Here is a 14,148-nt window from a genome sequence, read left to right as displayed (position 1 = left end):
CACGGTGGCAGGGCTCAACATCGCGGACTTCACCCCGGCAGGCACCCTGGCCGCGGAAGACCTGGGCAGGGTGCACCTGATCGGCGTGGGCGGTGTCGGCATGAGCGGGCTGGCCCGGCTGCTGCTGACGCGGGGCATCCCGACGTCCGGCAGCGAGCTGCGCGAGTGGCCGGCGCTGGCCGGGCTGCGGGCCCTGGGCGGCACCATCCACATGCGGCACGTGCCGGAAAACCTCGACGACGTCGACACCGTGGTCTACTCGACCGCGATCCCGCAGGACCACCTCGAGCTCGAAGAGGCGCGCCGGCGCGGGCTGCGGATCATGCACCGCTCCGAGGCGCTCGCCGCGGCGATGACCGGGCGGCGCACCGTCGCGGTGGCCGGCACCCACGGCAAGACCACCACCACCTCGATGATCACGCTGATCCTCCAGCACGCCGGGTTCGACCCGTCGTTCGTGATCGGCGGCGAGATCTCCGAGGTCGGCTCCAACGCACACCACGGCAGCGGCGACCTGTTCGTGGCCGAGGCCGACGAGAGCGACCGGTCGTTCCTGCTCTACCGGCCGTTCGTCTCGATCATCACCAACATCGACGCCGACCACCTCAACACCTACGGCGACCTGGCCGGGCTCGAGGCCGCCTTCCTGGAGTTCGCCCGGCTGACCGACCCGGCCGGCTTCGTGGTGCTGTGCGCCGACAACGACGGCACCCGGCGGCTGGCCGAGACGCTGCGCGCCGAGGGCCGCAAGGTGCTCACCTACGGCACCGCCGACGACGCCGACCTGCGGCTGTCCGACATCTCCTCGTCGGTGCTCGGCGTGCGCTACCAGGCCGCCCTGCACGGCCGGCCGGTCGGCGAGGTCCGGCTGCCGGTGCCCGGCGGGCACTTCGGGCTCAACAGCGCGGCCGCCGTGCTGGCCGCGGTCGAGCTGGGCGTGTCGCTGCCGGTCACGGTGGAGGCCCTGGCCGTGTTCCCCGGCGTACGCCGCCGGTTCGAACGCCGGGGCGTTGCCAACGGCGTCGTCGTCTACGACGAATACGCCTACCACCCGGTGTCGGTGACGGCGGCGCTGGAGACGCTGCGCGAGGTCGCCGCTGGTGGCCGCCTCGTGGTGGTCTTCCAGCCCTACCGGGTCTACCGCACCCGCGACATGGAGACCGAGCTCGCCGCGGCCCTCGCGCTGGCCGACGAGGCGATCATCCTCGAGGTCTTCGGCCCGGGCGAGACCCGCGGCCCGGGGGAGGGTGGCGTCGCGCTGACCGCGGCGATCGGCCTGCCACCCGCACACAAGGTGTTCGTGCCCGACTGGGACGCCGTGCCGGGCGAGGTGGTCCGCCGGGCACACCCCGGCGACCTGGTGGTGACGATGGGCGCACCGCCCAGCTCGCTGCTCGGTGACGAGTTGCTCGCCGCCCTGACGGCGGCCGACCCGGCCGTGGGCGGTTCGGTGTCGCCGGTCGCCGGCTGATGACCGTCCGGCCCGGCGGCGGCGCGCCCGAGCGGCGCCGCTGGACCCTGGTCCGGGCCGGCAGCGACGCGATGCCGTCGTCGGTGCGCCGGTTCATGCGCCGGGCCCGGCGCCGGCGGGTGCGTGCCGCGCTGCCCTGGGCGGTGGGCGCGGCCAGCCTCGCCGTGCTCGGCCTGCTGGCCTGGGCGATCTTCGGCTCCAGCCTGCTCGGCGTCCGCGCGATCGCGGTCGACGGCACGTCGCTGGTCGCTCCCGACGAGGTGCGGGCCGCGGCGGCCGTCCGCTCCGGCGCACCGCTGGCCCGACTCGATCTCGACGCGGTCGCCGCACGGGTGGGCGCGCTGCCGGCCGTGGAGAAGGCGACCGTCACCCGCGACTGGCCCGGCGGGCTGACCATCGTCGTGCTGGAGCGCACGGCCGAGGCGGTGGTGCCGCAGGGCAAGCGGTTCCTGGTGGTCGACCGCTTCGGCGTGGTGTTCCAGGACCTCAACCGCCGGCCGGCCCACCTGCCGCTGCTGCGGCTGGCCGACCCGCGGGGCAACCCCGACGCGGTCAAGGGTGCGGTGGCCGTGATCGCGGCGCTGTCGCCGGCCGTCCGCCGTCAGTTGGTCGACGTGAGCGTGGCCGGGCCGGCGCAGATCAGCCTCAAGCTGGCCGGCGGACGCACCGTGGTTTGGGGCGACGCGAGCCGCAACGCCGACAAGGCGACGGTGACCACGGCGTTGCTGCAACGCGACGGAAAGACGATTGACGTCAGCGATCCCGAGGTCGTCACGATCCGCTGAAGAAATACCGCGTGGCGACACGCCGTAGCTGGTCCTTGGATCACGGTCGTGTCCCGCTTACGTTGCCCCAGAGGCCGAGCAGTTGACATAACTCTAAGCCTCTAGTAGAGGGTGAGGGTTTCCTCCCTTGCCCTTCGCGTAGCGGCGGCATGCCGCGTCCGGCCGCACACGGGAAGGGAAGGCACCCCCGATGACACCTCCGCACAACTACCTGGCGGTCATCAAGGTCGTCGGCATCGGTGGCGGTGGCGTCAACGCCGTCAACCGGATGATCGAGGTCGGCCTCAAGGGCGTCGAGTTCATCGCCATCAACACCGACGCGCAGGCGCTGCTGATGAGCGACGCCGACGTCAAGCTCGACGTCGGCCGCGAGTTGACCCGGGGCCTCGGCGCCGGCGCCAACCCCGACGTCGGTAAGAGCGCCGCCGAAGACCACCGCGACGAGATCGAAGAGGTGCTCAAGGGCGCCGACATGGTGTTCGTGACCTGTGGCGAGGGCGGCGGCACCGGCACCGGCGGTGCCCCGGTGGTGGCCAACATCGCCCGCAAGCTCGGCGCGCTGACCATCGGCGTGGTGACCCGGCCGTTCTCCTTCGAGGGCAAGCGCCGCCAGGTGCAGGCCGAGGCCGGCATCGACGAGCTGCGCAACCAGTGCGACACGCTGATCGTGATTCCCAACGACCGGCTGCTGGCGCTCGGCGACCGCGGCATCAGCATGATGGACGCGTTCCGCCAGGCCGACCAGGTGCTGCTCTCCGGTGTCCAGGGGATCACCGACCTGATCACCACGCCCGGCCTGATCAACCTCGACTTCGCCGACGTGAAGAGCGTCATGAGCGGTGCCGGCAGCGCCCTGATGGGCATCGGCAGCGCGCGCGGCGACAACCGCGCCGTCGAGGCCGCCGAGGCCGCCATCTCCAGCCCGCTGCTGGAGCAGAGCATGGACGGCGCGCGCGGCGTGCTGCTCTCCATCGCCGGCGGGTCCGACCTGGGCCTGTTCGAGATCAACGACGCGGCACAGCTGGTCACCGACGCGGCCCACCCCGACGCCAACATCATCTTCGGCGCGGTCATCGACGACGCGCTCGGCGACGAGGTGCGGGTCACCGTCATCGCGGCGGGCTTCGACGGCGGCACGCCCGCCTACAAGCCGGCCGAGCAGGTGCGCAAGACCAGCCAGCCGCAGCCGGTGGTGACCAGCACGGTCACCGAGTCGGTGCCGCCGCCGGTGACCCCGGCCCAGCCGGCCCGCCGGGTGCTCTTCGACGACGTGGATGTCCCTGACTTCCTGAAGAACGGCTCTTAATAGCCTGTCAGGGTGAGTGCAGACGACATCCGGCGCGCCGAGCTGGCGGCCAACCTGGCGCGCGTGCGCGCCCGGATCGACGCCGCCCGCTCGACGGCCGGACGGACCGACGAGGTCACCCTGGTCGCGGTGACGAAGACCTACCCGGCCAGCGACGTCGCGTTGCTCGCCGACCTCGGCGTCACGGAGGTCGGCGAGAACCGTGACCAGGAGGCGGCGCCCAAGGCCGCCGAGATCGGTGACCGGGTCCGCTGGCACTTCGTCGGCCAGCTACAGCGCAACAAGGTCAAATCAGTCAGCGGGTACGCCGACGTCGTGCAGTCCGTCGACAGCGTCCGGCTGGCGACGGCGCTCGACCGCGCCGCCGCCGCGCACGGCCGGATCGTCGACGTGCTGCTCCAGGTGAGCCTCGACGCAGACGCGCACCGGGGCGGCGCGGTGCCCGGCGACGCCGACCCGGACCGGGGGCTCGACCCGACCGCGGCGGCCGTGGCCGACGCCGGCGCGCTGCGCCTCGCGGGCCTGATGGCGGTCGCGCCACTGGGTGTGCCGCCGGAGAAAGCGTTCTCCCGGCTGGCCGAGATCGCGGCCGCGTTCCATGTCGATCATCCGACAGCCACGGTCCTGTCGGCGGGAATGTCCGATGACCTGGAAAGCGCCGTTTCATACGGCGCGACACATGTGCGGATCGGTAGCGCGTTGCTCGGTAAGCGTCACTAGCTGGGGTAGCCTGGCGGCGGACACCAAACTACATCGGTGTTGTTTCCAAGCTGACCTTCGCAGCGCCGGGGGGCGTGCCGTCAACCGGGAGGATGACGGCGCAGGAGGGTCGGCCTGGTGCCGATGCATAGGCGGAGTCCACGCGCGTGACAGTGGCTCGAGCAGGGGGGCGCGTGCCACACGGCGGACGGAGGGGCGCGGCACATGGGAGCGTTGCGAAAGGCGGGCGTCTGGCTCGGGCTGGTCGAAGAGGAAGACGACGACCGGGGCTATGACGACGGCTACGAGGGCCGGTCCGGCGGAAGCCGGTCCGGTGATGCCGGCTACCGCGAATCACGCTACCGGTCCAACCGGTACGCCGACGAGTTCGCCGATGAGGAAGAAGAGGCCGACGACGTGCCGGCGGTGCCGCGGGCGCGGTCGACCCGGCACAGCGACCGCACGCCGAGCCGCCTCGAGGCGGCCGAGGCCGAGCTGGCCGAGACGCGCGACGCCCGGGAGGCCCGCGCCGAGCGGGCGCTCGAGCGGTCCAGCGTGCGTTCGATCACCCGGTCACCGGCTCCGGAGAGCGCGGCGCCGGTGAGTTACCCCACCCGCGACAACCTCGCGCTGGCACCGCAGGTGCAGCTACGTGAACGCGCTGTAGTCGCCGACGACGAGCAGCGTTACCAGATCACGACGTTGCACCCGACCACCTATCGCGAAGCCCGCACTATCGGCGAGCATTTCCGGGACGGCGTTCCGGTGATCATCAACCTCACCGAAATGGATGAGTCGGATGCCCGCCGTCTGGTGGATTTTGCGGCGGGGTTGGCGTTCGGTCTGAGGGGTACCATCGAGCGCGTCACCAACCGGGTGTTCCTGCTTTCACCGGCCAACGTCCAGGTCACAGCCGAGGACAAGGCGAAGATCGCTGAAGGCGGTTTCTTCACCCTGCCATAGCCCTTGAGCAGGGCAGAGTCGGCCAGACGGAGGGTCCTGCGAGCCGTGATCTCGATTGTGTTCCAGGTTCTCTACCTGCTGTTGTACTTCTTCCTGATCACTCTGCTCGCACGATTCGTATTGAGCGCGGTGCTCCAATACGGCCGTCGTTGGCAACCAAGTCGAGGTGCGGCCGCCGGACTCGAAGTGGTGTGGAGCGTCACCGATCCGCCCCTCAAGGCGTTGAGGCGTGTGATCCCACCACTGCGGATCGGTAACCTGAGCATCGACCTCGCTTCCCTTGTGCTCTTGGTTATTCTGTTCGTGCTGATGACGTTCGTGGTGGAGCGCTGGATCTGACACCGTGTCTGACCAGGAGCTACGCGGCCGCAACTGACCCGAGGAGTTTCGATGCCGCTTACCCCGGCCGACGTGCATAACGTCGCCTTCAAGAAACCCCCGATCGGCAAACGGGGGTACGACGAGGAGGAGGTCGACGCATTCCTCGATGAGGTCGAGCGCGAGCTCGCCCGGCTGATCGAGGAGAACAACGAGCTGCGCGCCCAGGTCGAGCGTGGCGGACCCCGAGGCGGCGCGCCAGCCGGCCCGGGTGCCGACCCGCGACTGGCGGCGGAGCTCAACGACCTCAAGGCCCAGCTCGACCGGATCCAGCGTGACAAGGCCGCCGCTGAGCAGGCCGCCCGTGCCATGCAGGGCGAGCTCGAGCAGATGCGCGCCCAGGGCGCCCCGGTTGTGGGTGGCGATGGCGAGCAGCAGGCCCTCCGGGTCCTGATGATGGCCCAGCGCACGGCAGACGACCACGTGTCCGACGCCCGGCGCGAGGCCGACAAGCTGCTCTCCGACGCGCGCACCAAGGCCGAAGAGGTCACTCGCGAGGCGCGGGCCAAGGCCGACGCGCTCGAGCGTGACGCGCGGCAGCGGCACCAAGAGGCCATGGGCGGTCTCGACGCCAAGCGCACGGCGCTGCAGAAGCACATCGAAGAGCTCAAGCAGTTCGAACGGGAGTACCGCACCCGGCTCAAGGCCTACCTGGAGAGCCAGCTCCGCGACCTCGACGGTCGTGGGCAGGGGCTCGAGGCCGAGATGACCCGGACCGACGGCAATCGGTCTGTGGCGTCCGGCGCACCTGGTCTGGCCACCGCCGGTCTCGCGGGCTCCTACGGCGGCGCGGGACGCTCCGGCTCCCTCGAAGCCGGCCGCTAGGGCTCTTCGAACCGACAACGGTTCCGTAAGCCCAACCGGGGGCGGGCATGCGTCCCCCGGACGGTGCCGTGTCTCCGGCGTTCCCGGGTCCCCCCGGGGGCACGCCGGACCCACGACATCTATACAGAAAGCGGCGGGGGTGAGCCGTGATCGTTGCAAGTTTGGTGCTCATCCTCGGTGCTGTCACGCTGCTCGTGCTCGGACTCGCAGGTGGTTCGAGCGTGTTGTTGGTCCTGTCGATCGCGGCGAGTCTGCTCGCCGCCGTCGCGCTCGTCGTCGGCGCCCGCCAGGCAGCCGCCGCCCGCGCACAGACGCAGACCAGCTACACCGATGACGAGCGCTTTCCGCGTGCCGGCGACGAGGATGACGCGAGAGTGTTCCACCACCGCTCGACGGTCCGGGGCGACGAGCCCCGCCGCCGGCGGGCGACCGCATGGGGGGCAGACGAGACGTCTGTCGCGGTCGCTGACCCCGTCGCTCCACCGAGCGTGCCCACCCAGGGCACCTACCGGTCGGGCGAGGGCACCGAATACGGTCGGCGCAGAGCGGCGACTTCGACAGTCGACGAGCCGGGGGGCCTTGTCGACGATCGGACCGGTCAATACGACCAGGGTTTCGCCGACCTCCGCGCCGCACCGGCGGCACCGGGATGGCCCGGCCAGCAGCAGCAGGTTTCCCCGCAGCAGGCCTACGCCCCACCCGGGCTCGACGACGACGATGACGATGACGACGACGAGGATCCACCGGACGAGCCGGCGGCCCAGTTCGTCTCGGCCGCTGACGCGGCCCGGGTGGCGCGGATGTCCGCGCCGGTCCTGGTGATCGACGGACGCCCGCGATACCACATCACGGGTTGCGTGCACCTGCTCGGCCGCGAGAGCGAGCCGTTGCCGGTCAGCGAGGCGGCGGATCTCGGCTTCACGCCGTGCAGCCTCTGCGAGCCCGACAGCGCTCTGCTCGCCGGAGCGCGCCGGGTCTGATGCGATAAGAAGGGCACCCGCCTGGCGGGTGCCCTTCTTGGCACAATGAGGCATGGTCAGCAGGTCTGTCGTGGTAGCCGTCCGGGTGAAGCCGGGGGCTTCGCGTGCCCGGGTCGGGGGACGCCACGACGGTCCACATGGGCCGGCCCTGGTGGTGGCGGTGACCGCGCGGGCGGTCGACGGCGCGGCGACCTCGGCGGCGTGCCGGGCGGTGGCCGAGGCGCTCGGGCTACGTGACCGGGCCGTGTCGCTCAAGACCGGCGCGGCGAGCCGCGACAAGCTGTTCACCGTCGAACTCCCCGACGGCGCGCCCGGTGACACGGCGCTGCACCGGGTGGCGCTGCTCCGTCAGACGGAGACGTGACCGAGGATCTGAACCTCGCCCTGCTCCTCGGGGCGGGGGTGCTGCTCGTGGCGGTGGCCGCGGTGCGGCTGTCGACCCGGCTCGGCCTGCCCAGCCTCCTGGTCTACCTGGGGCTCGGCCTGCTGATCGGCGAGTCCGGGCTGGGCATCCAGTTCGAAGACGTGTCGCTGACCCGCACCCTCGGCTTCGCCGCCCTGATCGTGATCATCGCCGAGGGCGGCCTGACCGCGCGCTGGTCGACCCTGCGCCCGGTGCTCGGCGTCTCGCTCACCCTGGCCACGGTCGGCGTCGCGGTGAGCATCGCGGTGGTCGGGCTCGCCGTACACCTGCTGCTCGGTCTGGGTTGGCAGTTGTCCCTGCTCTATGGGGCGGTGGTCGCGTCGACCGACGCCGCGGCGGTGTTCGCGACGCTGCGCAAGCTGCGCCTGCCGGCGCGCCTGGTGGCCACCGTCGAGGCCGAGTCCGGCATCAACGACGCGCCGGTCGTGCTGGTCGTCGTGCTGCTGTCCACCGTCGGGCCGTTCGTCCACCCGTGGTGGTGGGAAGTCCTCGTGATCATCTACGAGCTGGTGGCCGGCGGGGCGATCGGTTTCGTGGTCGGCATCGGCGGGCGCTGGGTGCTGCGCCGCGCGGCCCTGCCGTCGTCGGGCCTCTACCCGATCGCGGTGATCGGGCTCACGGTGCTGGCCTACGCGGCCGGTTCGGTCGCGCACGCGTCCGGCTTCCTGGCCGTCTACGTCGCCGGCGTGGTGCTCGGCAACGCCCGGCTGCCACACCGGCAGGCCATCCTGGGCTTCGCCGACGGTCTGGCGTGGCTCGCTCAGATCGGCCTGTTCGTGCTGCTCGGCCTGCTCGCCTCGCCCGCCCGGCTCGACAACGTGCTGATCCCGGCGCTGGTGGTCGGCGTCGCGCTGGTCTTCTTCGCACGGCCGCTGTCGGTGCTGGTCTCGGCGATCCCGTTCGGCGTGCCGCTGCGCGCCCAGGCCTTCCTGGCCTGGGCCGGCCTGCGCGGTGCGGTCCCGGTCGTGTTGGCGACCATCCCGCTGTCGGCCAACTACCCGGGGGCGGAACGGCTGTTCGACGTGGTCTTCGTGCTGGTGTTGATCTTCACCGCGCTCCAGGCGACGACGATCGCTCCGGTCGCCCGGGCGCTGCGGGTGATGGCGCCGGGGGAGGCCGCGGAGCTGTCGGTGGAGACGGCGCCGCTGGAGCGGATGGGTGCTGACCTGCTCCAGCTGGAGGTGCCGCAGGGCTCGATGCTGGCCGGGGTGCACCTCGACGAGCTGCGCCTGCCGGTCGGCGCCTCGGTGACCCTGGTGCTCCGCGACGGCACGGGCATCGTGCCGGGCCCCGACTTCCGCCTGAAGGTCGGCGACAGCATGTTGATCGTGGCGACCGCCGCCGTGCGCGACGCGGCGGAGCGCCGCCTGCGGGCAGTGAGCCGGCGCGGACGATTGGCTCGCTGGTTTGCCGAGTACGGGGAGGAAAGGCGCTAACCATCAGTTAAGGTTCCTTTTGCCCCGATTAACGGCCAATCAGTGGCGGAACTGTCGGAATCGGTGCGGCATGTTGTCGGACGTCTTCACGTTCCGTATTCTTGCCAACCTCCGGAGTGCGCGGCGGCCCGCCGCGCGCCCGTTTTGCACGTGGGGGAACGTGATGGCCGACCGCGCGAGCATGACCCGGAAAGCACCGGCCGCAGCCGGCGCGCCGGGCAAGCGCGCCGCCGGACCCAACACCGACCCGACCCGCGACCGCACCCGCCGCCGGGCCGAAACCGGCCGCGCCGGGCGTGTCGCCGGTCCCGTCCAGAAGACCGCAACCACGTCCAACCGCAAGGCTTCGGGATCGAGCCGCGCCGCTACGAACTCGCCGCGCGCCGTCGGACCGGTGGGCGGCGGCGAGCGCCGGAACCGGTCGGCTTCTTCGCCGCGGGCCGAGTCGGCCCGGCCCGACCGCGTCGCCGACGGCGTGGGCTCGGCTCCGCCCGAAACGCCGGCGAAGACGGTCGCCACCGCGCGGATCGATCCCGAGCCCAGCTCGGCCCGGCGGTCCGGAGCTGGCCGCAAGAGCGTGATCGCGGCCCAGTCCGGATCGGGTCGTAAGGCGGTCTCGACGGCCAAGACTGGCGCTGCTAAGAAGGCGAGTCCGCCGAAGCGAAGCGCCGCTAAGAGGGCTGGGCCACCGGAGACCGAGCCCGCGGCGGCCGGAGAGGCGGCGTTGAACGGCCGCAGGGCGGCCGCGCGGAAGGCCAAGGCCGGTGCTCCCGCTGAGGACCGGTCCGCTGCCGCGGAGGCGGCGCCCGCGACCAAGGCCACCTCGGTCAAGAAGGCCAGCACGGCCCAGACCACATCCGCCGAAGACGCGGCGAAGGCCGCGCCTGCGAGGAGTGCGGCCAAGGCCGCGAAGAGTGCGTCGAAGACCGCGCCCACGAAGGCTGCCGGCCAGGCCGCGTCGGCCAAGACCGCGAGTAAATCTGCGAAGGCGGCGCCCGCGAAGGCGGCGCCCGCGAAGGCGGCGCCCGCGAAGGCGGCGGGCGAGACTGCGTCTGGCCGGAGCGCGGCGAAGGCTGCGCCCGCGAAGGCGGCGGGCGAAGCTCCGCCGGCCAAGAAGGCGACCAAGGCCGCGCGTGCGAAGAGTGCGGCTCCGGCGGCGCCCGCGGAAGGCGCGGCCGCGGAGGGCGCGGCCCAGGATGCGCCCGGGAAGCGTCCGCCTGGCAAGGCCGCGAAGAAGGCTGCGCCAGCCAAGACCGCCAAGAAGGCCGCGCCGGCCAAGAAGGCGGCTGCCAAGGCGACTGCGCGGAAGGCGAGTAAGGCGACCGCGGCGGAAACCCGCCCAAGCGCAGGCGCTTCCGAGGGGCCGGCGGCGAAGGCGGCGTCCGCGAAGAAGGCGCCCGCGAAGAAGGCTGGCAGTCCCGTAGCCGGGACTGAGGCGGCGCACGAAGGTGTCGTCGCCAAGAAAGGCGGCCGGCGGGCCGTGGAGGCCGAACCGGCCCCCGCGCGGCCGGCGGCACGGAAGAAGGCCGCGCCAACGGCGGCGCCGGCGTCGGGGCGCGGAAGTGGCCGCAAGGCCGCCGGTGCCTCGAAGGCAGGGTCGTCGACCCGCGCCACCAGGTCGGAGGTGGGCGCGCCGAGCGCGCCAGCCGGAGCCGACACCTCGATCCAGACCGGGTCTGCCGACCCGGTCGCGTCGCGGAGGAAGCGTTCCTCCTCCGCGGCGGCAGCACAAACCGCCGCGGGGGCCGCGGCTGAGGGAGAAGCCATGGTGAAGCCAGCCGACACGAAGACCGCCGCCAGCAGGAAGGCGCCGAGGGGCACCCGGTCCGCCGCGGAGACGGAGAAGATCCGTGCGGCCCTCTCGTCACGGCGGGATGAACTGACGATCGAGCACAGCCAGACGCTGACCGAGATCACCGTCTTGCAGCGCGACCGGTTCACCGACTCGGCGGGCGACGACCAGGCCGACACCGGCACCAAGACCTTCGAGCGTGAGCAGGAGATCTCCCTCGCCAACAGCATCCTCGACCGGATCAGCCAGGTCGAGCGGGCGCTGGAACGCCTGGACGAGGGCGGCTACGGCTGGTGCGAGCGGTGCGGCAACCCGATCCCGGTGGAACGGCTGGCCGCGTTCCCCTCGGCGACCCTGTGCGTGACCTGCAAGCAGTTGGAGGAGCGCCGGTAGCCGCGGCGCGCCGGCGTTCGCGTAGAGTTGCCCGGCCGGGCCGTGCCAGCACGGTCCGACCGGGCACTGCCTTATGGCACCCGGCGAACCCAGCCGACGAGGAAGCAGGCCGAGCTGAACGCCGCCGAAGAGGGACAGATGACCGCGACCACGCCTGCGGACCAGACCCCGGCGCCGCCCACGCGCGCCCGCCGCGCGGCCGTCTGGATCCTGGTCGGCGTCGCCGCCTTCATCATCCTGCTCGACCAGCTCACCAAGCACTGGGCCCTCCAGGAGCTCACCGACCGCGGGCCGGTCCGGATCCTCGGCGGGGCGGTCTACCTCAGCCTGATCCGCAACGGCGGCGCCGCGTTCAGCCTGGCCAGCGGCCACACCTGGATCTTCCCGCTGGTCGCCCTCGGCGTGGTCAGCTGGATCACCTGGATGGCGTTCAAGCTGCGCTCGATGCCCTGGGCGATAGCCCTCGGCCTGGTCGCCGGCGGTGCGCTCGGCAACGTCACCGACCGGCTGTTCCGCGCGCCCGGCCCGTTCGAGGGCCACGTCGTCGACATGATCAGCCTGTTCGCGCCCTACGGCGAGCGGTTCGCCGTCTTCAACATCGCCGACAGCGCGCTGACCTGTGGCGTCGTGCTGGCGATCATCCTGGAGTTCACCGGCCGGCAGCGCGACGGCTCGCGGGTGCCGCTGCGTAAGGCCAAAGCCAAGACCGACGCGGGCGACAAGTGACCTCCCGCGCCCTGCCCGTCCCCGACGGGCTCGACGGTATGCGCCTCGACCAGGCGATCTCCCGGCTGTTCGGGCTGTCCCGCACCGCCGCCGCCGCGATCGTCGAGGCCGGTGACGCGGTCGTCGACGGCACGCCGCGGCCCAAGTCCGACAAGGTCGCCGCCGGCGCGTGGCTCGAGGTGCGGCTGCCCGAGCCGCAGGCACCGACCGACGCGATCGTCCCGCAGGCCGTCCCCGGGCTGCTGGTCGTCTACGCCGACGACGACATCGTCGTGGTCGACAAGCCGGTCGGCGTCGCCGCACACCCGAGTCCGGGGTGGACGGGGCCGACCGTGGTCGCCGGGCTGGCCGCCATCGGGCACCGGATCTCCACCAGCGGCGCCGCCGAGCGGCAGGGTGTCGTGCACCGGCTCGACGTCGGCACCAGCGGGCTGATGGTGGTGGCCAAGAGCGAGCGGGCCTACACCGGGCTGAAGCGGGCGTTCAAGGTGCGCGAGGTCGACAAGCGCTACAGCGCCGTCGTGCAGGGCCACCTCGATCCCCTGCGCGGGACCATCGACGCGCCGATCGACCGGCACCCGCACCACGACTACCGGTGGGCGGTGGTCTCCGGCGGCAAGCCGAGCGTGACCCACTACGACACGGTCGAGGCGTTCCCGGCCGCGAGCCTGGTCGACGTGCGGCTGGAGACCGGGCGTACCCACCAGATTCGCGTGCATTTCTCGGCTTTGCGGCATCCGTGCGTGGGTGACCTGACCTACGGCGCCGACCCCACGCTCTCCGCCCGAATCGGGCTGAGCCGACAGTGGCTGCACGCCCGCGCGCTCTCGTTCGTCCACCCTGGCACGGGCGACGAGGTGCTCTTCGAGAGCGGCTACCCTGACGACCTGCAGCACGCGCTGGACGTGCTGCGCGACTGAGCCGCGACGGGTGGTGGGGGAGGGATCGTGCGCGTCGACGACCTGTTCCGCCGCCTCGACCAGGCCGTCGTGCCGCCGCTGGGTCGCCTGCTCGACCGGCTGCGCCGGCCCACCGGCCACACCGGCCTGCTCACCGCGGTCGCGCTGGCCTCGGTCACCGCGGTGCTGGTGACCGCGGTCTGGGTCGCGGAACGCCCGCGCGACACGCCGGCTGACACCGAAGTGGTCCGGGTCGGTGTCCCCGACGGCGAGTCGGTGCCGAGCTATCTCGCCGAATCCCGCCGCGAACTCGACCAGCTCCCCGCGAAGGCGTCGGGCGACGGGTCACCGTACGCCCTCGTGATGTTCTCGGCCTATCTCGCTCCTGACCGGCTGCCCACAGTGCTCGACGGCGCACCGGTCGCCGAGGTCTTCACCCGGGTGCCGCTGCCGGGGATGCAGACCCAGATCGCCCGGATGCCGGTGCACAAGGTTCCCGACGACGTGGTCGCCGGCATGCTGCTGTTCGCCGAGCGCAAGGAGCGCGAGGCGCACGACTACCAGGAGCGCGCCGTCGAGGTCACCGGGACCAAGGACGAAGAGCGACTGCGTCCTGTGTACGAGACCGCCGCGCAAGTGGCGATCGCCGAGGCGACGGCATACCGTACCCATTGCTCATGTGTCTACGCGGCGGTCCTGCGCGCGGCGGCCCCCGATCTCAAGCGGCTGGCCGCCCGCCCCGGCGTGCGCGCGGTCGACCCGGCGCCCGAGGTGCGCGCCCTGGACCGGGCGGTGTTCCTGCCGCCGCTGCCGGAGCCGCACCCGGCGGCCAACCCGGTCGCCGCCGACCCCACGCCGACCGGGCAACCGGCCGCGCCGACGGCGTCGGCACCACCGCCCGAGCCGCCGACGCCGGAGCCCGTCGGTCCGACCGGCGAGCCGCCGACCGCCGCGCCGACCGAGGCCGCGCCAACCGGTTCACCGGAGCCGGGGTAATCGTGTGGTGGCCCACATCCGGTGACCGGTCCGGCACGTTGGACCAGTCTGACGGTGTGCCATGTGCACAGTGGG

At 72.2% G+C, this 14,148-nt stretch carries 14 protein-coding genes; all 14 read left to right on the top strand.

Annotation, left to right across the window (positions count from 1 at the left end):
* The first annotated feature begins 4 nt into the window (after positions 1–4).
* The 14 genes from murC to DFJ67_RS40510 all read left to right on the top strand — a co-directional run bounded on the left by murC (position 5) and on the right by DFJ67_RS40510 (position 14,073).
* The gene (murC, locus tag DFJ67_RS40580; RefSeq protein ID WP_116074823.1) at positions 5–1,471 is read left to right on the top strand and encodes a UDP-N-acetylmuramate--L-alanine ligase; all 1,467 of its coding nucleotides are present in this window, start codon (positions 5–7) and stop codon (positions 1,469–1,471) included.
* The gene (locus tag DFJ67_RS40575) at positions 1,471–2,256 is read left to right on the top strand and encodes a cell division protein FtsQ/DivIB (protein WP_116074821.1); all 786 of its coding nucleotides are present in this window, start codon (positions 1,471–1,473) and stop codon (positions 2,254–2,256) included. Before murC ends, DFJ67_RS40575 begins: the two co-directional genes overlap by 1 nt.
* Positions 2,257–2,446: 190 nt before the next feature.
* Positions 2,447–3,562, top strand: coding sequence for a cell division protein FtsZ (gene ftsZ / locus DFJ67_RS40570; protein ID WP_116074819.1), 1,116 nt, complete (start codon positions 2,447–2,449; stop codon positions 3,560–3,562).
* Positions 3,563–3,574: 12 nt separating this feature from the next.
* Positions 3,575–4,282: a YggS family pyridoxal phosphate-dependent enzyme gene (locus tag DFJ67_RS40565; protein ID WP_116074817.1), complete on the top strand. Its 708-nt coding sequence runs from the start codon at positions 3,575–3,577 to the stop codon at positions 4,280–4,282.
* Between the two features lie 204 nt (positions 4,283–4,486).
* A complete protein-coding gene (locus DFJ67_RS40560) occupies positions 4,487–5,224 on the top strand; it encodes a cell division protein SepF (protein WP_116074815.1) in 738 nt (245 codons plus the stop codon).
* Between the two features lie 45 nt (positions 5,225–5,269).
* Positions 5,270–5,563: a YggT family protein gene (locus tag DFJ67_RS40555; protein WP_116074813.1), complete on the top strand. Its 294-nt coding sequence runs from the start codon at positions 5,270–5,272 to the stop codon at positions 5,561–5,563.
* Between the two features lie 51 nt (positions 5,564–5,614).
* Positions 5,615–6,427: a DivIVA domain-containing protein gene (locus DFJ67_RS40550; RefSeq protein WP_116074811.1), complete on the top strand. Its 813-nt coding sequence runs from the start codon at positions 5,615–5,617 to the stop codon at positions 6,425–6,427.
* Positions 6,428–6,573: 146 nt separating this feature from the next.
* On the top strand, positions 6,574–7,407 hold the full coding sequence (locus DFJ67_RS44870; protein ID WP_116074809.1) for a hypothetical protein: 834 nt from the start codon (positions 6,574–6,576) through the stop codon (positions 7,405–7,407).
* A 52-nt stretch (positions 7,408–7,459) separates the two neighbouring features.
* On the top strand, positions 7,460–7,771 hold the full coding sequence (locus tag DFJ67_RS40540) for a DUF167 domain-containing protein (RefSeq protein ID WP_116074807.1): 312 nt from the start codon (positions 7,460–7,462) through the stop codon (positions 7,769–7,771).
* Positions 7,768–9,267 (top strand): potassium/proton antiporter, encoded by a 1,500-nt coding sequence (locus DFJ67_RS40535; RefSeq protein ID WP_116074805.1) that lies wholly within the window; start codon positions 7,768–7,770, stop codon positions 9,265–9,267. The genes DFJ67_RS40540 and DFJ67_RS40535 overlap by 4 nt, the downstream gene beginning before the upstream one ends.
* 1,765 nt (positions 9,268–11,032) lie before the next feature.
* Positions 11,033–11,452, top strand: a complete 420-nt coding sequence (locus tag DFJ67_RS40525; RefSeq protein WP_116074800.1) for a TraR/DksA family transcriptional regulator — start codon at positions 11,033–11,035, stop codon at positions 11,450–11,452.
* A 138-nt stretch (positions 11,453–11,590) separates the two neighbouring features.
* Complete coding sequence (gene lspA / locus DFJ67_RS40520; protein ID WP_116074798.1) at positions 11,591–12,178, top strand: signal peptidase II; 588 nt, start codon at positions 11,591–11,593, stop codon at positions 12,176–12,178.
* A 38-nt stretch (positions 12,179–12,216) separates the two neighbouring features.
* Complete coding sequence (locus DFJ67_RS40515; RefSeq protein ID WP_116077233.1) at positions 12,217–13,098, top strand: RluA family pseudouridine synthase; 882 nt, start codon at positions 12,217–12,219, stop codon at positions 13,096–13,098.
* Positions 13,099–13,125: 27 nt separating this feature from the next.
* Positions 13,126–14,073 (top strand): hypothetical protein, encoded by a 948-nt coding sequence (locus DFJ67_RS40510; RefSeq protein WP_116074796.1) that lies wholly within the window; start codon positions 13,126–13,128, stop codon positions 14,071–14,073.
* The last annotated feature ends 75 nt before the right edge of the window (positions 14,074–14,148 follow it).

It is taken from the genome of Asanoa ferruginea, from assembly GCF_003387075.1.
Lineage (GTDB): Bacteria > Actinomycetota > Actinomycetes > Mycobacteriales > Micromonosporaceae > Asanoa > Asanoa ferruginea.
This window is presented reverse-complemented; position numbering and strand designations above follow the sequence as displayed.